Below are 21674 nucleotides of genomic sequence, written 5' to 3' on the forward strand. Positions count from 1 at the left end.
GGTGTCAGCTGATTGCGCGACGCTTCAGCAATAAGGTCAAGCCGAGCCCGGTGACAGACAACATCGCCGCACTGAAGAAAATCCACGAATACCCAAGATTCAACGCCACCGCGCCCATCAACGGCCCGGCAATCGCCAGTGCCAGGTCGAAAAACACCGCATAAGCACTCAAACCCGCGCCGCGACTGGAGTTGGGCACTTGCTTGATTGCTTCCACCCCCAGCGCCGGGTACACCAGCGAAAGACCGAACCCGGCCAGGCCCGCGCCGATCAGCGCATAAGCGGTCGAAGGCGCTAGCCACAGCAGCACCAGGCCCACCGTTTCAATGCTCATGCACACAATCGCCGAGGTGAAACCGCCGAAGCGGCTGATCGCGGAGATAAACAGCAAGCGCGACAAAATAAAGCAGATCCCGAAGACCGTCAGGCACCAGGCCGCGCCGGTCCAGCCACGGCTGACGTAATACAAGGTGATAAAGGTCGTCAGGGTGCCGTAACCGATGGAGGCCAGGCTCAGGCTGGCACCGAAGGGCGCAATACGCCCGAACACCGCCCAGAAGGGCAGGCGTTCGCCACGAATCACCGGCACCGAGGGTTTATTGCGGATCAGCAACAAGGCGGCCAGGGCCAGCAATGACAACGCGATCCCCAGGCTGGCGAAGCCGTACTCGGCGACCATCACCACGCCCAGCGGCGCCCCGATCGCAATGGCGCCGTAAGACGCAATGCCGTTCCATGAAATCGAGCGCGCGGTGTGCTCCGCGCCGACCTGGCCCATGCACCAGCTGATCGTGCCCACGCCAATCAAGCCCTGGGCGATGCCGAGCAACAAACGTCCGGCGATCAGGATCAACAGGCTCAGCAGTGGAAAGCTTTGCAGCAAGGTTGAAATCAACGTCAGCACACCGCTCAGCACAATCCCGGACAGGCCGTAGACAATTGCCCGTTTGGTGCCAATGGTGTCTGACATGCGCCCGGCCATCGGGCGGCTGAGCAGGGTGGCCAGGTATTGGGAGCCAATGGTCAGTCCCGCGACGATCGCGCTGAAACCCAGCTGCTCATGGACATAGCCGGGTAACACCGCAATCGGCAGGCCGATGCAGAGGAAGGCAATAAAGGTATAGAAAACGATGGAGACGATCTGCAGGGTGATCGCCATGGAGCTTTGCGGTGGCAGTTGCTGCACAGACATGACGGCTCGTTCGCGGGCGGCGGTGGGAGAACTGCATCATGGCTTGGGTGGGGTATAAAAGGAAGCAGGCTAACTATATTCGTTGTGGTTGAGGGCACCCAAATCCATTCAGCCTCGAATGCAAAAAGCCCCATCACCAGGACAGGGCTTTTACTTGCCGCTTGCAGCTTGAAACTAATAGGGGTTATGCCGAGATAAGGCAAAAATTAGGACATTCGTTCTGCAAGATATTGAACTAAAAGGAAATTTATTGAGTTCTTGATTGCTGGTCATCCCCCGCCTGACTAGCCGTCTATGCTGATGTTTTGCCTTACTTGGGGGATGAACTCAATGGCTTCGGTGGAAAGGACAGCCTACCCGCTCTTGCCCAGTCAGTTGCCAGCTAAGGAGCTGCATCGATGCTATTCCCTGTCTGATTCAGAGATCGAATGGGTCAATAACACCGCTAAGAGTCCAGCGCTATCGATTGGGCTGGCAATCCAACTAAAGGTGTTTCAGCAGCTACACTATTTTGTTCCGTTCGAGGAGCTTCCTCAGGAGCTCATCAGTCATGTCCGACAATGCCTTCGCTACGGCGCACGAATAGCTCCGCGCTACAGCAACCCCCGCACCCTTTACCGACACCAAGCGGCGGTTCGGCAGTACCTGCAGGTTACACCCTTCTATAGCAGCGACGGGCTAGCGATCACTGAGGAAATCGCACGTGACTGCGCTGTAGTGCTTGAGCAGCGAGTCGATCTCATTAATGCCATGCTTGATGAGCTGATTCAGCGTGGCTATGAGCTTCCGGCTTATTCGACGCTCAACAACATCGCAGAAACCGCTTTGGCGAGTGCTCAGGAAGTTACCTTCAACCTGATCGTGCTCCGAGCGCCAATCGAGGTGATCTACAAGCTAAAGGAGCTGCTCGACACGGATTTCGGGCGTCGGCAGAGTGACTTCAACGCACTCAAGCAGGCACCCAAGAAGCCTTCCCGCAAGCACCTGGAGGTGTTGATCGACCACCTGGCGTGGTTAGAGAGCTTCGGAGATCTGGATGCCATTCTTGAGGGGGTCGTCGATGCTAAGATCCGCCACTTCGCCACCCAAGCCGCCGCGTCGGACGTCGCCGAGCTGAAGGACTGCTCGCTGCCGAAACGCTACACACTGATGCTGGCCTTGATCTATCGGATGCGGGTGCGAACTCGGGATCACCTGGCCGAGATGTTCATCCGACGGATTTCGACGATCCACAAACGCGCCAAGGAGGAGTTGGAGCAAATCCAGGCGCGGCAACGCCAGAAGCTGGAGCAACTGGCGGCCACCCTGGATGGCGTGGTGCAGATTCTTGTTCAGGAACCGGATGACCAGGAGGCTGGCAGTCTGATCCGGGAATTCCTCTCTCCCGATGGCAACCTGGATCGGTTGCGCGAGACTTGCGCCGAAGTCCAGGCTACGGGCGGTAACAACTACCTGCCGCTGATCTGGAAGCACTTCAAGTCCCATCGCTCGCTGTTGTTCCGTCTGAGCCACCTTCTTCAACTGGAACCCACGACTCAGGATCGCTCACTTATCCAGGCGCTTCAGCTCATCCAGGACAGCGAAAATCTACACCGCGAGTGGATCGACGAGCATGTCGACTTGTCGTTTGCGTCGGAGCGCTGGGTTAAGGTCGTGCGTCGTCCTGCCAGTGAAGGGCCACCTACCAACCGGCGCTATCTGGAAGTCTGCGTGTTCTCTTACCTGGCCAGTGAGCTGCGCTCGGGTGATATGTGCGTGCTGGGGTCGGAATCTTTCGCCGACTACCGTAAGCAGTTGCTGCCCTGGGAAGAATGTTTCCATCGTCTACCGGCCTACTGCGAAAAGGTGGGGCTGCCTGGCACGGCGAAGGAGTTTGTCGCCTCCCTCAAGATTCAGCTGGAGGAAACCGCGCAGCATCTGGATGAAAAATTCCCTTCTTGCCGAGGTGACGTATCGATCAATGAAGCCGGCGAACCGGTGCTACGCCGAGTGATAGCGCGGGACATCCCGCCTTCGGCCATCTCGCTACAGACGGCGCTTATGCAGCGCATGCCGGCCAGGCACGTGCTCGACATCATGGCCAACATTGAGCATTGGATTCAGTTCACTCGGCATTTCGGGCCGATGTCCGGCAACGAGCCAAAGCTCAAAGAACCGGCCGAGCGCTACCTGATGACGATCTTCGCCATGGGCTGCAACCTTGGCCCCAACCAGGCCGCACGGCATCTGGCCGGTAATGTCACGCCGCACATGCTGTCCTATACGAATCGCCGCCATCTCTCGCTTGAGAAGTTAGACAAGGCTAACCGCGAGCTGGTGGAACTCTATCTGCAACTTGACCTGCCCAAGCTCTGGGGCGATGGCAAGGCGGTGGCCGCGGACGGTACGCAGTTCGACTTCTATGACGACAATCTGCTGGCCGGCTACCACTTCCGCTATCGCAAGATGGGGGCCGTGGCGTACCGACACGTGGCCAATAACTACATCGCGGTGTTCCAGCACTTCATCCCGCCTGGTATCTGGGAGGCAATCTATGTGATTGAGGGGTTGCTCAAGGTCGACCTCAGCGTCGAACCCGATACGGTGTACTCTGACACCCAGGGCCAGTCGGCCACGGTGTTCGCCTTCACTCATCTGCTGGGCATCAATCTGATGCCGCGTATCCGCAACTGGCGCGACCTGGTGATGTGCCGGCCAGATCGCGGCGTTTCGTATAAACACATCAACCGTCTGTTCACCGACACCGCCGACTGGCACCTGATCGAAACCCACTGGCAGGATCTGATGCAGGTCGCGTTGTCAATCCAGGCCGGCAAGATTTCCTCACCTATGCTGCTGCGCAAACTTGGCTCCTACAGTCGGCGCAACAAGCTCTATCATGCCGCGCAAGCGCTGGGCAGCGTGATCCGGACGATCTTCCTACTCAACTGGATCGGCAGCCGCGAGTTGCGCCAGGAAGTCACCGCCAACACCAATAAGATCGAGTCCTACAACGGCTTCTCTAAGTGGCTGTCCTTTGGCGGTGACGTGATCGCCGAAAACGATCCGGACGAGCAACAGAAACGCCTGCGCTACAACGACATGGTGGCCTCGTCGGTGATCCTGCAGAACACCGTGGACATGATGCGCATCCTGCAGAAGCTCGCCCGTGATGGCTGGCAGTTCACTGACGACGACGTATCGTTTCTCAGCCCCTACCTAACCAGCAATGTCAAACGTTTTGGGGAGTTCAACCTGAAACTCAAACGCCCACCGGAACCCTGGATCAAGGATTCCATTTTCCAGCAGGCTGCGGGATCAATGCGTGCGAAACAGATGTCTGACAGCAACGTTGAGGTGACGAACTGATGCATATCCCGCCAGCTTCGTTCCGCGTGACACCTTATGGGGACGTCGATACCAAGGTACTCGACTCTCTGCGTGCAAGCTACGACACCGCTCAGTTGCTCAACTTGGTCGACCGGCTGGATGCCTGCCTTGCTGAAATCGGAGGGGTCGGCAGCATTCGAGAAGACTTCCTACGCCTGCATGGCATGGCCATGACGGTACTGGAAGGTTTCCCCCTCACTGTGGCTACCAGTGATGTCGACAGTATTTGGGCGCAGGCGATGGCCCTTCAAGAGGATATTTCTGCTTTATGTTCATGCTTGCAGGCGGGTTCTAAACACGTTGCTCCTTTGGCAGCGCTTGCTCCTGACTATCAGGACTAGACTATTCGTGCAAATGGGCTGCCGGCAGACTGAATACAATGGAGGTGCAGAGTAAAACTGATGCTGCAGGACTGACGAGTAACTCTATAGCATCGCTGTACTGTGGGGTGAATTTGACTCTGGGTAGCCGGTTTTGACGCCCTGTAGGCACGCTGCCATCCTCCCGGGCATCGGCCTAGATAAAACTACTGACGAAGCCTTCGGGCTTACATTAGCCACGAGCGGACTTGCATTAAATCTCAATGGACTCACGCTTTCTAAAAAAAACCAGAGCCACTTTCCAGAGGCAAAGATTAGTCGTCGTGACGGGTACTGACCTCTGGTGTAGGGGTGATCAGGCTCGGATGCCGCTCTCTTATCCGCGCGCGATATGAAGCGCTGATAGCATTCAAGGCCACAGAAGTGCACGACGTACTCGGTACCTTCCGGCGTCAGTGCGGCGTCAAGGGAAATTTCCTTGCAACATTCGCAGCAACTGATAGTGGGGGTGTCGTTTGCGTTCATGATGGGGTTTCTCCATCGTCCAAGAAAACCTAGTAACTCTTCCACACCTGCGATCGAACCTGCGCGCAGATCGACCTGCGGCTGGCAGTGCAGCAACAATTCCCAACGCTCCCAAGCCTGCCGCAACTCGGCAGCGGAGACCGCGCCGTGCTCCGAGCGGGTCACGCCCGCTTCCGAAAGGCCCGTAGAGCCGCTCTCAGGAAGAGGACGAAGAGAACCGTCAGCACGAGCGTCGCGAGGCTCCAATGCTCGCTGACGAAGGCCCCGGCCGCAGTCCCCGAGAGCAGTAATGCCAGCACCGGCAGATGGCAGGGGCAAGTGAGCGCGGCGAGCACACCCCACGTGTAGGCGTGCCAGCGGGGCATCTTGATTGATTCGGATTGGTTGGTATTACGCATGGGTGTGACCTTCGATGGCACGATGAGTCAGCCCGGCCAACTCCGTTTTCACTGCGTCTAAAGCTGCCAGCCGGGTCGCGATTTGCCCAAGCAAGCGGTCGATACACCCGATCACATCGGTACTATCGTCTGCATCGAGCGCTCGACAGAGCCGCGCCAATTCGTCGAGCCCGATACCGGACTCAAAGGCGGCACGTACGAAGCACAGCCGCGCCAGGGACCGCTCATCGAAAATGCCGTAACCGCTTTCCGTGCGCCGCGCGGGGTGCAGCAAGCCGCGCAGCATATAATCTCGGACTATATGGACACTGACGCCCGCGTCCTCGGCCAATCTGGATATGGAGTAGGCATTCATCGCCGACACTCCCGACCTTCACCGCAAACTGGGGCGCTCAGATATTTCCTTCCGGCTAGGCGCTCAGGTAGCCAGATGAGCAACGGTGCAGCTCCCAGAGCCAGTAGCAGCCACAACCTGGAGAGATGCTCGCCGTTTTGGTCAAACACATAAGCCAATAGCGCACCAACTGCGAGCAACAGGAAGTGAGGCCCCGTTATGTAGCAGTGAAGGCGGCGACAACGCGTGGCGTTGACCAGGCAGGCGCCGCCCATCACGGCCAGCGCGGCGCCTGCTGCCAGGAACAACGCGGGGCGTCGATTAGACAGAACAATCGCTATCGTCGCCACGACGGCAGGCAGGCCCCAGAAGCTGACCAACTGCCATGTCTTGCGTAGGCTGTCGCACCTACCGAGATCGTCTGCCGTGTTGCTCATGTTTCAACCTCCCTCTCTCATTACCCTGCGCAGCAGGACAATTGTTTGACGTCTTTGTTAAAGGTCTGTGCGGCGAGTTTCAGTCCCTCGACCATCGTCAGGTAGGGGAACAACTGGTCAGCCAATTCCTGCACGGTCATACGGTTGCGGATGGCGAGTACCGCCGTCTGGATCAGTTCTCCTGCTTCCGGGGCCACAGCCTGCACTCCCAGCAGTCGGCCGGAGCCCGCTTCGGCAACCAACTTGATGAAACCCCGCGTGTCGAAGTTGGCCAACGCGCGCGGCACGTTGTCCAGGGTCAAGGTGCGGCTGTCGGTTTCGATCCCGGCGTGCTGCGCTTCGGCTTCGCTGTAGCCGACGGTGGCCACTTGCGGATCGGTGAACACCACGGCCGGCATGACGTCGAGATTGAGCTTGGCCTCGCCGCCGGTCATGTTGATTGCCGCGCGGGTGCCAGCCGCTGCCGCGACGTAGACGAACTGCGGTTGGTCGGTGCAGTCGCCGGCCGCATAGATATCCGCTGCGCTGGTGCGCATGCGCTCGTCGATCTGGATGCCGCCGCGCTCGTCCAGCTGCACGTCGGCCGCTTCCAGGTTCAGGCCCTGGGTATTGGGCGTGCGGCCGGTGGCGACGAGCAGTTGGTCGGCACGTAACTCACCATGGTTGGTGGCCAGTACGAACTCGCCGTTGGCGTGGGACACCTGGCTGGCTTGCGTTTGCTCCAGCACTTCGATGCCCTCCATACGGAAGGCCTCCGTCACCGCCGCGCCGATGGCCGGGTCTTCGTGGAAGAACATCGCACTGCGTGCCAGGATCGTGACCTCGCTACCCAGCCGGGCGAAGGCCTGCGCCAGTTCCACTGCCACTACGGAGGCGCCGATCACGGCGAGCCGCTTAGGGATTGTATCGCTCGCCAGTGCCTGGTCTGAGGTCCAGTACGGCGTGTCTTTCAGTCCTGGAATCGGTGGAACGGCCGCGCTTGCGCCGGTGGCGACCAGGCAGCGGTCGAAGGCTACGATGTGCTCGCCACCCTCGGCCAGTTTCACGCTGAGCGTGTGGCCGTCCTGGAAACGGGCGGTGCCGCGCAGCACGCTGATCGCCGGCGTGCTCTCCAGGATGCTTTCGTACTTGGCGTGGCGCAGTTCGGCGACACGGTCTTGTTGCTGCGCGAGCAGACGTTCGCGTAGGACGGTCGGCGTCATGGCGGAAAGCCCGGCGTCGAACGGGCTCTCGCGGCGCAGATGGGCCACATGCGCGGCACGAATCATGATCTTGGAGGGCACGCAGCCCACGTTGACGCAGGTGCCGCCGATGATGCCGCGCTCGATCAGGGTGACGCGGGCACCGCCTTCCACCGCCTTGAGCGCGGCCGCCATGGCGGCGCCACCACTGCCGATGACCGCGACGTGGAGCTTGTCGCCCTCTTTCCCGGCGTCAGTGCTGCTCAACCAACCCCGTGCCTTATCGAGCAGGCCAGGACGGGCTTGTACCATGGCGTCTTCGAACGCCGCTCGATACCCCAGGGCCTCGACAGCGGCCTGCATCTGCTCACGGCTTGCGCCCTCGTCGACCTTCAGTTCGGCCTTCCCGCTGGCGTAGGAAACATCCGCCCGATGCACGCCCGGAATCTTCTCCAAGGCCTCTTTCACATGCACGACACAGGAGGCGCAGGTCATACCAATGATTTTCAGTTCGGTCATTTCGTTACTCATTAGATCGTCTCTTGTCAGGTTCACTGGTTTGGCGGCGTCGGACAGGCATCCGGCCCACAACGGCGATGAGCGGGCGACACGAGATCCCATATCGACACCCCAAACATGAGGGCCAGGCCGATATAGAGCAGCCAACCGCTCCGCCAGCCATAAGCCCGCATAAAAAATACCGCTGCCAGTACCAGGGTAGGACCGATCAGGCCGAGCGCAGTCCGTCGCCACTGCCGATGATTGAGCCAGCCGAGGGCATTGACGAGCAGAGCCAGTCCAGCAAACAGAGGCAGCAGCGTGGTGATGAACAGGCCTTCCCACTGGCTCAAAAAGCCCAGACCGAACGCGGCCCCCAGACTAGCAAGGGCGGGAAAGCACATGGCGCAGCCTATGGCAGAAATCAGCACGCCGACGGAGCCGGCTTTGTCACCGATCCGCGTGAACAGATTGAGAGGATTTGCCATCGGAAGTCCCTCCTATTGCTTGACGCTGGACGGATAGCCAGCGTCCTCGGTCGCCTTAGTCAGCGCCAGGGCATTGGTCTTGGTATCGTCGAAGGTGACGATGGCCTCGCGGTTCTCGAAACTCACCTCAGCCTTGGTCACGCCATCGACCTTGGTCAACGCCGTCTTCACCGTAATCGGGCAGGCGGCGCAGGTCATGCCCGGCACCGCCAGGGTGACGGTCTGCGTGGCCGCCCAGACGGGTGTGGCGACCAGGCTGGCGAGGGCTAAGGATGCGAGCAGTTTTCTCATGGTGAACTCCTGATCAGTAGAACAAGGGAAGGATGTAGGGGAAGCCGAGCGCGACCAGCACCAAGGCCGCCACCAGCCAGTACAGCAGCTTGTAGGAGGTACGTACCTGAGGGATGGCGCAGACCTCGCCCGGTGCGCAGGCTTGAGCGGGGCGGAAAATGCGCCGGTAGGCGAAGAACAGCGCCACCAGTGCCGCGCCGATGAAGAGCGGGCGGTACGGTTCCAGCACGGTCAGGTTACCGATCCAGGCCCCGCTGAATCCCAGTGCGATCAGAATCAGCGGCCCGAGACAGCAAGCCGAGGCGAGAATCGCCGCAAGCCCCCCGGCGACAAGAGGGGCGCGCCCGTTTGATGGTTCAGACATGCATTTCTCCTTTCGAGCATTTGATCGATGGTTTAAGGTTAGTCCCGTAGTCATGTACGGAATCAAGCGGTATGAAAAACAATTTGGAAAGCCTGACCATTGGCGCTTTCGCCAAGGCGGCCGGGGTCAACGTGGAAACCATCCGGTTCTATCAACGCAAGGCGCTGTTACCCGAACCGGACAAGCCCTACGGCAGCATTCGCCGTTACGGTGAGGCGGATGTCGCCCGGGTGAAATTCGTTAAATCCGCGCAACGGCTGGGCTTTAGCCTCGATGAAGTGGCCGGGCTGTTGAGGCTGGATGACGGTGCTCACTGCGATGAAGCGCGTGTGCTCGCCGAGCAGAAGCTTGGGGATGTGCGTGGCAAGCTCGCGGATCTGCGACGGATCGAGTCAGTTTTGGAGCAACTGGTTCACGACTGTTGTGCGAGCCACGGGACTGTTTCCTGTCCGCTGATCGTTTCGCTGCATGGGGACAACTCGGGCGTTAACCGAGGATTTCCCGTTGCGTAAGGCGCCCCTGTTGGTCGGCTTGCGCTTAGAAAAAAGCGGCGCTCAATGAGCGCCGCTGAATGGCCAAAGGAGCACTTGCAAAGGGCACAGTTTGGTATTGCTATTTGCCCTCGCGCCTCAGCAGAGTGGGCTCACGTTGCATCTGGTCGAGTAGCACAGGCTCTACTTTGCAGGCGGACAGGCGGGCTGCGCTTCGCTACGGCCTGCCGCCGTGGGGCCCAGTTGCTTAATCTCCTTGACGGTTTCCGCCACCAGGGTCGCTTCAGCCCTCTCGCGTGCAGCAATTCGCTCAATCGCTCGGTCGCTCCCGCCCTCGGCCCATACGGTGGATGACAGCAGAGTCGCACCCACTACCAGCAGCAGTCTTAGGTGTTTCATAACGGCGATCTCCTCTCGGGTTTTCGATCCACGATTCAACTCTACCTCCGTAGTTAAGTACGGAATCAAGGAGAGAGGAGATGAAGGTCCTGGATTATGGCGCTGAGAGGAAATGGCAGGGCTCCGCCATGAAGACGGCGATTGCTTCAGGGCCGTCTAGGGCTGCTGCTGGGTCGTAGTCGTAAATTTTTTCGCTCATTCTGACCTCCACTCGCTGGCGAGTTTTTTAGCCGCTTCAATATCACGGCTTTGGCTGCTTTTGTCGCCGCCGCACAACAGCAAAACGAATTCATCACCTCGCTGCTGGAAATAGGGGTTGGGGGAGCAACGGAACAGAAAGTGCACTTAAGCTCAGTCGCTGCCCCGCAAACCCTTGCAACGTCTGGATAGTTTCGAAAAACGACCGTTTTATGAAACCGTTTCCGCTATCGCGAGGAAAGGTCACCAACACCCGAAAATCAGTGCAATAAACCTTTCTCACGAATCAAAGTTCGTTAATTCGCAGTCGCTGACGAGTAAAACGAACTCTAATTCGGCTTACGTTGGTTTTCAGTTCCATTGCTCCCCAACCCCCGATGTCGCCCGGGTGAAATTCGTAAAGTCCGCGCAACGGCTGGGCTTTAGCCTCGAAGAAGTGGCCGGGCTGTTGAGGCTCGATGACGGCGCTCACTGTGATGAAGCGCGCGTGCTCGCCGAGCAGAAGCTTGGGGATGTGCGTGGCAAGCTCGCGGATCTGCGACGGATCGAGTCTGTTTTGGTGCAACTGGTTCACGACTGTTGTGCGAGCCACGGGACCGTTTCCTGTCCGCTAATCGTTTCGCTGCATGGGTAAAACGCTCTGCGTTGGCCAGTGGTTGTGAAGGGAACCAGCGGACAAGGTCTACGGCTGCCGCGGCTGTGAAGCCGCACCGGTCACCGCCGACAAACCGGCTCAACTGATCGAAAAGAGCATGGCCAGTCCTAGCGTCCTGGCGATGCTGTTGATCACCAAATACGTCGATGGTCTGCCGCTGCACCGCTTCAAAAAAATCCTCGGTCGTCACGGCGTCGATATCCCCCGCCAAACCCTGGCGCGCTGGGTGATCCAGTGCGGCGAGCACCTGCAACCGCTGCTGAATCTGTCTACGAAAACAGCCCGGCGTGCCGCGTCGGCACGAAGGCCGTATTGCGGTGCAAACCAGCGATACGCGTTGGTGCTCGGACGGCTTTGAGTTCCGCTGCGAGGACGGAGCCAAATTGAGCGTAACCTTCGCCCTGGACTGCTGTGATCGCGAGGCCATCGGCTAGGTCGCGAGCCCGACCGGGTACAGCGGCGATGATATCCGCGACTTGATGCTGGAAAGCGTGGAGAGGCGCTTCGGTGATCAACTGCCCGCCACGCCGGTGCAATGGCTAAGCGATAACGGCTCGGCGTACACCGCCGACCAGACGTGCCTGTTTGCTCGACAGATCGGCTTGCAGCCGGTGACCCCCCAGTTCGCAGCCCGCAGAGCAACGGCATGGCCGAGAGCTTCGTGAAGACGATCAAGCGTGATTACGTGGCGCACATACCTAAGCCGGATCGAGAAACGGCACTACGTAACTTGGCCAATCCCTGTGATCCTGCGTGGTCGTCTTACTTTGCCCAACGTCGAGCTGCGATAGACGTGGATTGATTGCCCGGTACTAGACCATGGTGCTGACGAAAGACTTGAGCCGGATGAGGCGCGACTCTCATGCCCGGTTCTTTGGGGGCGGTGGCGCAGTAATGCGCTGCTGTTACCCGACGAAAGTGTACTTAAGCCCTACCATCTTATCTCGGCGCCATAAACCAGGACCTTCATTTCCTCCCTCCTTGATTCCGTACTTAACTACGGAGGTAGAGTTGAATCGTGGATCGAAAACCCGAGAGGAGATCGCCGTTATGAAACACCTAAGACTGCTGCTGATAGTGAGTGCGACTCTGCTGTCATCCACCGTATGGGCCGATGGCAGTTCCGATCGCCTGTACGGTAAGATGATCCAGGCCAACGAGCAATCCATGCGCGAATACGCTAGCGCCCAAGGCAAGAACCCGCCAGAAGTCACTCACTACCGCTATGGCATGAAGCTCGACATCGCCAAGGTCATTCACGTCACGTCGACCAATGGCAACTGCGATGTGATGCCTGCGCAAATGACCTACGAGGATTCGAGCGGAAACCTGCATATTCTGGAGTACCGCGTATCAGGAACGGACTGCAGGAGCCAGCACTGAGCATTGTTGACGTGTTGCTGACGGAAAAGTAATTTTCACGTCACCCTGACGTTATTTTGCATGTGGAAGTATGTAAGAAGCGCACCCGGCTATGCCCGGCGCGCTTCGGCATATACACAACCGCACAATGAAAAATCTGCCAAAACATCAAGAGCGTTTATGAACAACAAGGGGGCACCTCAGAAAACGGAAAATAAAGCACGCTAAGGCATAGCTGACCTTGCCAGGCCTGCTTCGCCCTGTAGTGACGCGATCAACGGGCAGGAAACATTCCCCTTTCGTGCATGGCAGGCGCACACGAGTTCAGACAGCACGGTTTCCATGCGCGCCAAGTCGGCCATCTTCTCGCGCACGTCCTTGAGCTTGTGTTCGGCCAGGCTGCTGGCCTCCTCGCAGTGGGTGCCATCGTCGAGCCGCAACAGCTCGGCAATCTCGTCCAGACTGAACCCCAGCCGCTGTGCCGATTTCACGAATTTCACCCGAACCACGTCCGCCTCCCCATAGCGGCGGATGCTGCCGTAAGGCTTGTCCGGTTCCGGCAACAGGCCCTTGCGCTGATAGAAGCGGATTGTCTCCACGTTGACCCCGGCCGCCTTGGCAAAAACGCCAATGGTCAGGTTTTCCAAATTATTTTCCATATCGCTTGACTCCGTACATGAGTACGGAAGTAAGGTTACGCTATCCAATCCAAATTCAAAAGGGCCAACGTATGTCTGAACCACAAAACGGGCGCGGTGCGCTCTTCGCCGGCGGGCTGGCCGCCATTCTTGCATCGACCTGCTGCCTGGGGCCGCTAGTACTGGTCGCCCTGGGCTTCTCCGGTGCTTGGATCGGCAACCTGACGGTGCTGGAACCCTATCGACCGTTGTTCATCGGCGCGGCGCTAGTGGCGCTGTTCTTCGCCTGGAAGCGGATTTACCGGCCCGTGCAGGCATGCAAGCCAGGTGAGGTCTGCGCGATTCCGCAGGTGCGCGCCACCTACAAGCTGATTTTCTGGATCGTGGCCGTGCTGGTCCTGGTCGCGCTTGGATTTCCCTATGTCGTTCCATTTTTCTATTAACCAGGAGTTCATCATGAAGAAACTGTTTGCCTCCCTTGCCCTCGCCGCCGCTGTTGCCCCGGTGTGGGCCGCCACGCAGACGGTCACCTTGGCCGTTCCTGGCATGACCTGCGCGACTTGTCCTATCACCATTAAAAAGGCCTTGAGCAAGGTCGACGGTGTTAGCAAGACCGAGGTCGACTTCTCAACCAAGCTTGCCGTCGTAACGTTTGACGATGCGAAGACCAACGTCCAGGCGCTTAGCAAGGCGACGACGGATGTAGGCTACCCATCTGAGCTGAAGAAGTAAGGCAACAAATAACGGCAGCATCGCTAGAACCACGGCAGAGATGCCGCTCAGGCGATTCTGCCGGTCGTCATCGCGTGAGCAGCCTGTAAACGACCCACGGAGCCTGTTCCCTGAAGCGCACAACCGATTCAGTGACCGAGGCGTCGTACTAGTTGGCTTGGGCACAACGGATAAAAGAGAGAGCGGAATGCAAGAGTTAAACGAAGTTGGTTTGAGCGTGGCGGGAATGACTTGCCCAAGTTGTACAAGGCACGTTGAGGACGCGCTGCTGGCGGTCCCCGGCGTAACGCGAGCGGCTGTCGATTATCCATCGAACAAGGCGCAAGTCACAGGCAATAGGCTTGACGTGTCCGCGCTCGTAGCAGCAGTGGGCGCCCTTGGTTACGGTGCTACGCCTACAGACGAATTTGAAAGCAAAGAGCGCAGTGTTGAACAGCCAGGACTCCTTGGCAAAGCCGCCCAGTGGCTGAGCGGCGAGCGCGCGGTGGAGAAACCGGCAGGTCAGCTGCATGTGGCGATCATCGGTACTGGCGGCGCCGCTGTGGCAGCAGCGCTGAAGGCAGCTGAAAACGGTGCCCGTGTCACCCTGATCGAGCGGGGAACTATCGGCGGCACCTGCGTCAACGTGGGCTGCGTCCCTTCTAAGATCATGATTCGGGCAGCGCATATCGCTCATCTGCGACGCGAAAGTCCTTTTGACGTGGGACTGTCGGCAACGCCCCCAGTTGTCCTGCGTGACCGTCTGCTGGCGCAACAGCAGGCCCGTGTGGACGAGCTGCGTCATGCTAAATATGAAAGCATCCTCGAAAGCAATCCGTCGATCAATCTGGTGCGAGGCAGCGCCCGATTCAAGGATGGCCAAACGCTTATCGTGGAAGCGGCAGAAGGTGACACTCGCGAAGTGGCCTTCGATCGCTGTCTCATTGCCACTGGTGCAAGCGCTGCCATCCCGCCGTTGCCTGGTCTTGCAGGAACGCCATATTGGACGTCCACCGAAGCCCTGGTTAGCGAAGCCATTCCTAAACGGCTGGCAGTAATTGGCGCCTCGGTCGTAGCACTGGAACTGGCACAAGCGTTTGCGCGCTTGGGCAGCGAGGTGACGGTCCTGGCCCGGCGCACCTTGTTTGCCAGTGACGACCCTGCCATTGGCGAGGCCGTGACTGCAGCTTTCCGTGCGGAAGGCATCACGGTGCTGACACAGACGCAGGCGAGTGCCGTGACCTATTGCGACCGCCAATTCATCCTGACGACCGCGCAGGGCGAGTTAAAGGTGGATCAATTGCTTGTTGCCACCGGCCGCACGCCAAATACCGCAAGCCTGAATCTCGAGCGCGCAGGTGTGACGTTTGACTCGCAACATCGCATCCTGATCGATCAAGGCATGCGCACGAGTGCTTCGAACATTTACGCAGCTGGCGACTGCACTGACCAGCCTCAGTACGTCTACGTTGCAGCCGCGGCTGGTACCCGGGCTGGCATTAATATGACCGGCGGCGACGTAAAGCTCGATCTCGACGCCATGCCGGCAGTCGTGTTCACCGATCCGCAAGTTGCCACGGTAGGCTACAGTGAAGCAGAGGCCCAGCGCATTGGTCTGCAAACCGAAAGCCGTACGCTCACGCTCGACAATGTGCCGCGTGCACTCGCCAACTTCGATACCCGCGGCTTTATCAAGCTTGTTGCTGAGGCAGGGTCCGGACGCATTCTCGGAGTCCAGGCTGTGACACCGGAAGCAGGCGAAATCATCCAGACTGCCGCGATTGCCATCCGGGCCCGCATGACCGTCCAGGATCTGGCTAACCAGCTTTTCCCTTACCTCACCATGGTTGAAGGTCTCAAACTGGTGGCACAGACTTTTTCGAAGGATGTGACACAGCTATCGTGCTGTGCCGGCTAAACCTTGGGCACCAAAACAGGGACAGAGGAGTTTTTATGTTTTGTGACATCAGACTTAAATTACGCCGTGTACGCGCGTGCTTGACGATCGTACTGGCAAGTACCGCAACGTTAGGCATGCCAAACCAAGCGTTGGCGGCTTATGATTTTTCTAAGCTCGGCGCCGCGATTGAAACATTGTCGCCAGAGACCGTCAGTGATTGGGAAAAGAAGGCCAGGGCTGGCGATGCCATGGCTCAGAACATCATGGGTCTTGCGTACAAATGCGGTATGGGCGTAAAGCAAAACCACGCGGCATCGATCCAGTGGTTCCGCAGGGCGGCCGAGCAGGGTGAAGCCGATGCACAGTTCAACCTCGGGCGCCTCTACGGAAGTGAAGTCGACGGTATGTATAAGAATGGGCGTGCGGCTCCTGCCAACGATGCAGAGGCTTTCAAGTGGTACCGCCTCGCTGCCGAGCAGGGACACACGCAGGCTCAAGTCAGGCTGGCCCAGCTGTTTGCAAAGGGTCTTACCGACATCGCGCCCGACCAGGTGCAGGCATACCAGTGGATGAGTCTGGCCGCAGCGTCGGGAGAACCGACAGCAGCAAAAGTCGTTGCAGACTATGCAGCTCAAATGAAGCCCGAACAGTTACAGCAAGCCCAGCTGCTGGCCGAGGAATGGCAACGCCGGCAAGGCACAAAGTAATTCGTCTTTGTTAAGCGCAGGACGTAACCGCCGAGTAAGGTTTATCCCGGTTGATCGCTGCCCGATATAACAGGTGGAAAATGGACAAGACTATTTATTCCAAAAAGATTGCCGAAAGCCTTTCATCTGGCAATCATCCTAAAGAGTTCGCAACGCTCTTTGTCGCGCTGCTCCGACAGCTAGCGATGGGGGGACCTGTATCACGCGAAAAGCTCGCCGGCGCACTCGGATGGTCTGGAGCGAGAGTTGCAACGGTACTTGAGCAGGCACCTGGTACGGAATATGACGACGAGGCCAATATCATTGGACTGGGGCTGACACTACGTGAAACCTCTCACGTTTTTGAGGTGGATGGCCGTCATTTGTACACATGGTGTGCGCTGGACACCTTGATGTTTCCCGCCTTGACCGGCAAGATTGCCCGTGTCACTTCCCGCTGCGCCGCCACCGGTAGGCCGATCACTCTCACCGTTGCACCAGAAGCAGTGCTTCATGTCGAACCGGCAGAAGCAATGGTTTCACTGCGAACTCCGGATACTTCGCCCGACATTCGTTGTTCGTTTTGCTGTCATGTGCATTTCTTTGCGTCTCCGTCTATTGCAAATTCGTGGGCTTCGACCCACCAAGGGATTGAGGTCGTGCCTGTCGAGAGTGCGTTCGACCTTGGTCATGATGTCGCGCTTAAGCTGCTAGAGGACTGCGAGGAAAGCCCAGTATGAATGCGTACTCGATATCGAAGCTGGCTGATGATGCTTGCGTCAGCGTGCATGTCGTGCGCGACTACATGATACGCGGCTTGTTGCACCCTGCTCGGCGAACCGAAAGTGGCTATAACATTTTCGATGACAAAACACTCGGAAGGCTGCGGTTTCTCCGCGCAGCCTTCGAGTCCGGAATTGGGCTCGACGAACTGGCGCGACTTTGCAAAGCATTGGACGCAGACGATAGCGAAAGCCTGGACCGATGCGTCGAGCGCGTGCGATGGAAGATCGACGTGCGTCGAACAGTTTTGACTGTCGTCGAGGCCTCTTTGAATGAAATGGCGGCCGGTGCAGCTACTTGAGGTCCGGCCGGTAAAAGCGTTGGAATTAGCCACTTCGTATATAATATATTGATTAATATAGCTTTTTCGATGAATGTTTGACTAAAGCCTTTATCGCGACAGTGACTCCTGAAGCTGCTTAAACTGCCCCTGAATCACCGCTTTTTCCTGAAGAATCAACTTGTTCTCATCGGACAGAACTTCCGCTCTATTCTGAGAGGCTTTCAGATCCGTTTTGGTGACCTCTAATGCTTGGGATAGTACGGCCACCTGCTTATCGGCATCTGCTTTCTGGCTTGCGAGTGCGGCAATATTATCCGCCAATTGTTTGCTTTCATGCTTCCGCTCCCGGTTTTTTGCCGAGGCGTCGTTAAGTTGATGCTCCAAGTTCTGGATATCGGCCACTTGCCTATCCAAGGTGCTTTTGTGCATCGCATTGGCCTGTTCGAGCTCATGCGTTTGTCGTTGTAATTGCGCATTAGTGTCTATCAGCTCGGACGCTCTTGACTCGGCTTGGATGAGCCGGTTTTGCAGGTCTTGAATCTGGTCTTTCAGGCCCCGGTTAACCATCTGGAATTGCTCGCGCTCCTGCTGCCGGTCTTCGGCGGTGCGTTGCTGGTAGGGGGCACCTCAGAAAACGGAAAATAAAGCACGCTAAGGCATAGCTGACCTTGCCAGGCCTGCTTCGCCCTGTAGTGACGCGATCAACGGGCAGGAAACATTCCCCTTTCGTGCATGGCAGGCGCACACGAGTTCAGACAGCACGGTTTCCATGCGCGCCAAGTCGGCCATCTTCTCGCGCACGTCCTTGAGCTTGTGTTCGGCCAGGCTGCTCGAATTCGTCAAGGAACACCTCAGTTTTACTGGCGAAGACTCTCCGATGGCGAACCTGATGCTCTCGGTGATGGGCGCGTTCGCCGAGTTCGAGCGCGCCCTGATCCGCGAGCGTCAGCGCGAGGGTATTGCGCTCGCCAAGCAACGCGGGGCTTACCGTGGCAGGAAGAAATCCCTGTCGTCTGAGCGTATTGCCGAACTGCGCCAACGTGTCGAGGCTGGCGAGCAAAAGACCAAGCTTGCTCGTGAATTCGGAATCAGTCGCGAAACCCTGTATCAATACTTGAGAACGGATCAGTAAATATGCCACGTCGTTCCATCCTGTCCGCCGCCGAGCGGGAAAGCCTGCTGGCGTTGCCGGACTCCAAGGACGACCTGATCCGACATTACACATTCAACGATACCGACCTCTCGATCATCCGACAGCGGCGCGGGCCAGCCAATCGGCTGGGCTTCGCGGTGCAGCTCTGTTACCTGCGCTTTCCCGGCGTCATCCTGGGCGTCGATGAACTACCGTTCCCGCCCTTGTTGAAGCTGGTCGCCGACCAGCTCAAGGTCGGCGTCGAAAGCTGGAACGAGTACGGCCAGCGGGAGCAGACCCGGCGCGAGCACCTGAGCGAGCTGCAAACCGTGTTCGGTTTCCGGCCCTTCACCATGAGCCATTACCGGCAGGCCGTCCAGATGCTGACCGAGCTGGCGATGCAAACCGACAAAGGCATCGTGCTGGCCAGCGCCTTGATCGGGCACCTGCGGCGGCAGTCGGTCATTCTGCCCGCCCTCAACGCCGTCGAGCGGGCGAGTGCCGAGGCGATCACCCGTGCTAACCGGCGCATCTACGACGCCTTGGCCGAACCACTGGCGGACGCGCATCGCCGCCGCCTCGACGATCTGCTCAAGCGCCGGGACAACGGCAAGACGACCTGGTTGGCTTGGTTGCGCCAGTCTCCGGCCAAGCCAAATTCGCGGCATATGCTGGAACACATCGAACGCCTCAAGGCATGGCAGGCACTCGATCTGCCTACCGGCATCGAGCGGCTGGTTCACCAGAACCGCCTGCTCAAGATTGCCCGCGAGGGCGGCCAGATGACACCCGCCGACCTGGCCAAATTCGAGCCGCAACGGCGCTACGCCACTCTCGTGGCGCTGGCCACCGAGGGCATGGCCACCGTCACCGACGAAATCATCGACCTGCACGACCGCATCCTGGGTAAGCTGTTTAACGCTGCCAAGAATAAGCATCAGCAGCAGTTCCAGGCGTCAGGCAAGGCCATCAACGCCAAGGTACGTCTGTACGGGCGCATCGGTCAGGCGCTGATCGACGCCAAGCAATCAGGCCGCGATGCGTTTGCCGCCATCGAGGCCGTCATGTCCTGGGATTCCTTTGCCGAGAGCGTCACCGAGGCGCAGAAGCTCGCGCAACCCGATGACTTCGATTTCCTGCATCGCATCGGCGAGAGCTACGCCACCCTGCGCCGCTATGCACCGGAATTCTTTGCCGTGCTCAAGCTGCGGGCCGCGCCCGCCGCCAAAAACGTGCTTGATGCCATTGAGGTGCTGCGCGGCATGAACACCGACAACGCCCGCAAGCTGCCAGCCGATGCACCGACCGGCTTCATCAAGCCGCGCTGGCAGAAACTGGTGATGACCGACGCCGGCATCGACCGGCGCTACTACGAACTGTGCGCGCTGTCCGAGTTGAAGAACTCCCTGCGCTCGGGCGACATCTGGGTGCAGGGTTCACGCCAGTTCAAGGACTTCGAGGACTACCTGGTACCGCCCGAGAAGTTCACCAGCCTCAAGCAGTCCAGCGAATTGCCGCTGGCCGTGGCCACCGACTGCGAACAATATCTGCATGAGCGGCTGACGCTGCTGGAAGCACAACTTGCCACCGTCAACCGCATGGCGGCAGCCAACGACCTGCCGGATGCCATCATCACCGAGTCGGGCTTGAAGATCACGCCGCTGGATGCGGCGGTGCCCGACACCGCGCAGGCGCTGATAGACCAGACAGCCATGGTCCTGCCGCACGTCAAGATCACCGAACTGCTGCTCGAAGTCGATGAGTGGACGGGCTTCACCCGGCACTTCACGCACTTGAAATCGGGCGATCTGGCCAAGGACAAGAACCTGTTGTTGACCACGATCCTGGCCGACGCGATCAACCTGGGCCTGACCAAGATGGCCGAGTCCTGCCCCGGCACGACCTACGCGAAGCTCGCTTGGCTGCAAGCCTGGCATACCCGCGACGAAACGTACTCGACAGCGTTGGCTGAACTGGTCAACGCTCAGTTTCGGCATCCCTTTGCCGGGCACTGGGGCGATGGCACCACATCATCATCGGACGGACAGAATTTCCGAACCGCTAGCAAGGCAAAGAGCACGGGGCACATCAACCCAAAATATGGCAGCAGCCCAGGACGGACTTTCTACACCCACATCTCCGACCAATACGCGCCATTCCACACCAAGGTGGTCAATGTCGGCCTGCGCGACTCAACCTACGTGCTCGACGGCCTGCTGTACCACGAATCCGACCTGCGGATCGAGGAGCACTACACCGACACGGCGGGCTTCACCGATCACGTCTTCGCCCTGATGCACCTCTTGGGCTTCCGCTTCGCGCCGCGCATCCGCGACCTGGGCGACACCAAGCTCTACATCCCGAAGGGCGATGCCGCCTACGACGCGCTCAAGCCGATGATCGGCGGCACGCTCAACATCAAGCACGTCCGCGCCCATTGGGACGAAATCCTGCGGCTGGCCACCTCGATCAAGCAGGGCACGGTGACGGCCTCGCTGATGCTCAGGAAACTCGGCAGCTACCCGCGCCAGAACGGCTTGGCCGTCGCGCTGCGCGAGTTGGGCCGCATCGAGCGCACGCTGTTCATCCTCGACTGGCTGCAAAGCGTCGAGCTACGCCGCCGCGTGCATGCCGGGCTGAACAAGGGCGAGGCGCGCAATGCGCTGGCCCGTGCCGTGTTCTTCAACCGCCTTGGTGAAATCCGTGACCGCAGTTTCGAGCAGCAGCGCTACCGGGCCAGCGGCCTCAACCTGGTGACGGCGGCCATCGTGCTGTGGAACACGGTCTACCTGGAGCGTGCGGCGCATGCGTTGCGCGGCAATGGTCATGCCGTCGATGACTCGCTATTGCAGTACCTGTCGCCACTCGGCTGGGAGCACATCAACCTGACCGGTGATTACCTATGGCGCAGCAGCGCCAAGATCGGCGCGGGGAAGTTCAGGCCGCTACGGCCTCTGCAACCGGCTTAGCGTGCTTTATTTTCCGTTTTCTGAGACGACCCCAACAAGGCCCTGTTGGGACTTTCTCAGATCGTCTTGA

Annotated in this window: 23 protein-coding genes and 6 pseudogenes; 15 read left to right on the forward strand and 14 right to left on the reverse strand. The window is 58.8% G+C overall.

The window, feature by feature from the left end:
* Positions 1 to 4: 4 nt before the first annotated feature.
* Positions 5 to 1192, reverse strand: coding sequence for an MFS transporter (locus tag BLU63_RS26760; RefSeq protein WP_083376690.1), 1188 nt, complete (start codon positions 1190 to 1192; stop codon positions 5 to 7).
* Positions 1193 to 1522: 330 nt separating this feature from the next.
* On the opposite strand from BLU63_RS26760, the gene BLU63_RS26765 reads away from it, so the two are divergent.
* Positions 1523 to 4540: a Tn3 family transposase gene (locus tag BLU63_RS26765; protein WP_026140367.1), complete on the forward strand. Its 3018-nt coding sequence runs from the start codon at positions 1523 to 1525 to the stop codon at positions 4538 to 4540.
* The gene (gene tnpC / locus BLU63_RS26770; RefSeq protein WP_017849612.1) at positions 4540 to 4902 is read left to right on the forward strand and encodes a Tn3 family transposase post-transcriptional regulator TnpC; all 363 of its coding nucleotides are present in this window, start codon (positions 4540 to 4542) and stop codon (positions 4900 to 4902) included. Before BLU63_RS26765 ends, tnpC begins: the two co-directional genes overlap by 1 nt.
* Positions 4903 to 4986: 84 nt before the next feature.
* On the opposite strand, the gene BLU63_RS33995 is transcribed toward tnpC, so the two are convergent.
* The 8 genes from BLU63_RS33995 to merT form a co-directional block, all read right to left on the reverse strand.
* Complete coding sequence (locus BLU63_RS33995) at positions 4987 to 5406, reverse strand: DUF3330 domain-containing protein (protein WP_255311715.1); 420 nt, start codon at positions 5404 to 5406, stop codon at positions 4987 to 4989.
* A gap of 161 nt (positions 5407 to 5567) precedes the next feature.
* Positions 5568 to 5804 carry a broad-spectrum mercury transporter MerE gene (gene merE / locus BLU63_RS26780; protein ID WP_017849613.1) on the reverse strand — a complete coding sequence of 79 codons (237 nt, stop codon included), beginning with the start codon at positions 5802 to 5804 and terminating at the stop codon, positions 5568 to 5570.
* Positions 5797 to 6159 (reverse strand): mercuric resistance transcriptional repressor MerD, encoded by a 363-nt coding sequence (gene merD, locus BLU63_RS26785; protein WP_017849614.1) that lies wholly within the window; start codon positions 6157 to 6159, stop codon positions 5797 to 5799. Before merD (BLU63_RS26785) ends, merE begins: the two co-directional genes overlap by 8 nt.
* Complete coding sequence (locus BLU63_RS26790; RefSeq protein ID WP_017849615.1) at positions 6156 to 6575, reverse strand: hypothetical protein; 420 nt, start codon at positions 6573 to 6575, stop codon at positions 6156 to 6158. The genes merD (BLU63_RS26785) and BLU63_RS26790 overlap by 4 nt, the downstream gene beginning before the upstream one ends.
* A gap of 20 nt (positions 6576 to 6595) precedes the next feature.
* A complete protein-coding gene (gene merA / locus BLU63_RS26795; protein WP_031633059.1) occupies positions 6596 to 8275 on the reverse strand; it encodes a mercury(II) reductase in 1680 nt (559 codons plus the stop codon).
* Between the two features lie 32 nt (positions 8276 to 8307).
* Positions 8308 to 8742 carry an organomercurial transporter MerC gene (gene merC / locus BLU63_RS26800; RefSeq protein WP_003131881.1) on the reverse strand — a complete coding sequence of 145 codons (435 nt, stop codon included), beginning with the start codon at positions 8740 to 8742 and terminating at the stop codon, positions 8308 to 8310.
* Between the two features lie 12 nt (positions 8743 to 8754).
* Positions 8755 to 9033: a mercury resistance system periplasmic binding protein MerP gene (gene merP / locus BLU63_RS26805; protein WP_003131880.1), complete on the reverse strand. Its 279-nt coding sequence runs from the start codon at positions 9031 to 9033 to the stop codon at positions 8755 to 8757.
* A gap of 13 nt (positions 9034 to 9046) precedes the next feature.
* A complete protein-coding gene (gene merT / locus BLU63_RS26810) occupies positions 9047 to 9397 on the reverse strand; it encodes a mercuric ion transporter MerT (protein ID WP_017849617.1) in 351 nt (116 codons plus the stop codon).
* Positions 9398 to 9468: 71 nt separating this feature from the next.
* On the opposite strand from merT, the gene merR (BLU63_RS26815) reads away from it, so the two are divergent.
* The gene (gene merR, locus BLU63_RS26815; RefSeq protein ID WP_003131870.1) at positions 9469 to 9909 is read left to right on the forward strand and encodes an Hg(II)-responsive transcriptional regulator; all 441 of its coding nucleotides are present in this window, start codon (positions 9469 to 9471) and stop codon (positions 9907 to 9909) included.
* Between the two features lie 162 nt (positions 9910 to 10071).
* Here the strand turns inward: merR (BLU63_RS26815) and BLU63_RS33195 are convergent, their stop codons facing one another.
* Both BLU63_RS33195 and BLU63_RS33445 read right to left on the reverse strand, forming a co-directional pair.
* Positions 10072 to 10287 carry a co-regulatory protein PtrA N-terminal domain-containing protein gene (locus tag BLU63_RS33195; RefSeq protein WP_017849619.1) on the reverse strand — a complete coding sequence of 72 codons (216 nt, stop codon included), beginning with the start codon at positions 10285 to 10287 and terminating at the stop codon, positions 10072 to 10074.
* A 195-nt stretch (positions 10288 to 10482) separates the two neighbouring features.
* A pseudogene (locus tag BLU63_RS33445) lies at positions 10483 to 10599 on the reverse strand (type II toxin-antitoxin system RelE/ParE family toxin); the annotation flags it as partial.
* A 262-nt stretch (positions 10600 to 10861) separates the two neighbouring features.
* On the opposite strand from BLU63_RS33445, the pseudogene BLU63_RS26830 reads away from it, so the two are divergent.
* From BLU63_RS26830 to BLU63_RS26840, 4 genes and pseudogenes are all read left to right on the forward strand, one after another.
* A pseudogene (locus BLU63_RS26830) lies at positions 10862 to 11119 on the forward strand (MerR family DNA-binding protein); the annotation flags it as partial.
* A gap of 43 nt (positions 11120 to 11162) precedes the next feature.
* Positions 11163 to 11408: pseudogene (locus BLU63_RS26835) on the forward strand (IS66 family transposase); the annotation flags it as partial.
* A gap of 13 nt (positions 11409 to 11421) precedes the next feature.
* A pseudogene (locus BLU63_RS33450) lies at positions 11422 to 11876 on the forward strand (DDE-type integrase/transposase/recombinase); the annotation flags it as partial.
* A gap of 314 nt (positions 11877 to 12190) precedes the next feature.
* Positions 12191 to 12523, forward strand: coding sequence for a DUF2790 domain-containing protein (locus BLU63_RS26840; RefSeq protein ID WP_033979951.1), 333 nt, complete (start codon positions 12191 to 12193; stop codon positions 12521 to 12523).
* A 203-nt stretch (positions 12524 to 12726) separates the two neighbouring features.
* Here BLU63_RS26840 and merR (BLU63_RS26845) read toward each other — a convergent pair whose 3' ends face one another.
* Positions 12727 to 13161: an Hg(II)-responsive transcriptional regulator gene (gene merR / locus BLU63_RS26845; RefSeq protein ID WP_005303925.1), complete on the reverse strand. Its 435-nt coding sequence runs from the start codon at positions 13159 to 13161 to the stop codon at positions 12727 to 12729.
* Between the two features lie 71 nt (positions 13162 to 13232).
* Here merR (BLU63_RS26845) and BLU63_RS26850 point away from each other — a divergent pair, with 71 nt between their 5' ends.
* The 6 genes from BLU63_RS26850 (at position 13233) to merD (BLU63_RS26875) (ending at position 17521) form a co-directional block, all read left to right on the forward strand.
* Positions 13233 to 13583 (forward strand): mercuric transport protein MerT, encoded by a 351-nt coding sequence (locus BLU63_RS26850; RefSeq protein ID WP_001294663.1) that lies wholly within the window; start codon positions 13233 to 13235, stop codon positions 13581 to 13583.
* Positions 13584 to 13596: 13 nt separating this feature from the next.
* Positions 13597 to 13872: a mercury resistance system periplasmic binding protein MerP gene (merP, locus tag BLU63_RS26855; protein WP_011405607.1), complete on the forward strand. Its 276-nt coding sequence runs from the start codon at positions 13597 to 13599 to the stop codon at positions 13870 to 13872.
* A 187-nt stretch (positions 13873 to 14059) separates the two neighbouring features.
* Positions 14060 to 15769, forward strand: a complete 1710-nt coding sequence (gene merA / locus BLU63_RS26860) for a mercury(II) reductase (RefSeq protein ID WP_011405608.1) — start codon at positions 14060 to 14062, stop codon at positions 15767 to 15769.
* A gap of 35 nt (positions 15770 to 15804) precedes the next feature.
* The gene (gene merG, locus BLU63_RS26865) at positions 15805 to 16458 is read left to right on the forward strand and encodes a phenylmercury resistance protein MerG (protein WP_011405609.1); all 654 of its coding nucleotides are present in this window, start codon (positions 15805 to 15807) and stop codon (positions 16456 to 16458) included.
* A gap of 80 nt (positions 16459 to 16538) precedes the next feature.
* Complete coding sequence (gene merB, locus BLU63_RS26870; RefSeq protein ID WP_011405610.1) at positions 16539 to 17177, forward strand: organomercurial lyase MerB; 639 nt, start codon at positions 16539 to 16541, stop codon at positions 17175 to 17177.
* The gene (merD, locus tag BLU63_RS26875; protein WP_021443905.1) at positions 17174 to 17521 is read left to right on the forward strand and encodes a mercuric resistance transcriptional repressor MerD; all 348 of its coding nucleotides are present in this window, start codon (positions 17174 to 17176) and stop codon (positions 17519 to 17521) included. The genes merB and merD (BLU63_RS26875) overlap by 4 nt, the downstream gene beginning before the upstream one ends.
* A gap of 90 nt (positions 17522 to 17611) precedes the next feature.
* Here merD (BLU63_RS26875) and BLU63_RS33455 read toward each other — a convergent pair whose 3' ends face one another.
* Entirely contained in the window at positions 17612 to 18070 is a 459-nt protein-coding gene (locus tag BLU63_RS33455) for a hypothetical protein (protein WP_011405611.1), read from the reverse strand.
* 84 nt (positions 18071 to 18154) lie between these two features.
* A pseudogene (locus BLU63_RS26885) lies at positions 18155 to 18337 on the reverse strand (MerR family transcriptional regulator); the annotation flags it as partial.
* On the opposite strand from BLU63_RS26885, the pseudogene BLU63_RS26890 reads away from it, so the two are divergent.
* Both BLU63_RS26890 and BLU63_RS26895 read left to right on the forward strand, forming a co-directional pair.
* A pseudogene (locus BLU63_RS26890) lies at positions 18333 to 18635 on the forward strand (helix-turn-helix domain-containing protein); the annotation flags it as partial. The pseudogenes BLU63_RS26885 and BLU63_RS26890 overlap by 5 nt on opposite strands.
* A 2-nt stretch (positions 18636 to 18637) precedes the next feature.
* Entirely contained in the window at positions 18638 to 21604 is a 2967-nt protein-coding gene (locus tag BLU63_RS26895) for a Tn3-like element TnAs3 family transposase (RefSeq protein ID WP_083376691.1), read from the forward strand.
* Positions 21605 to 21674 lie beyond the last annotated feature (70 nt).

The organism is Pseudomonas mandelii, assembly GCF_900106065.1.
GTDB classification, from domain to species: Bacteria; Pseudomonadota; Gammaproteobacteria; order Pseudomonadales; family Pseudomonadaceae; genus Aquipseudomonas; species Aquipseudomonas mandelii.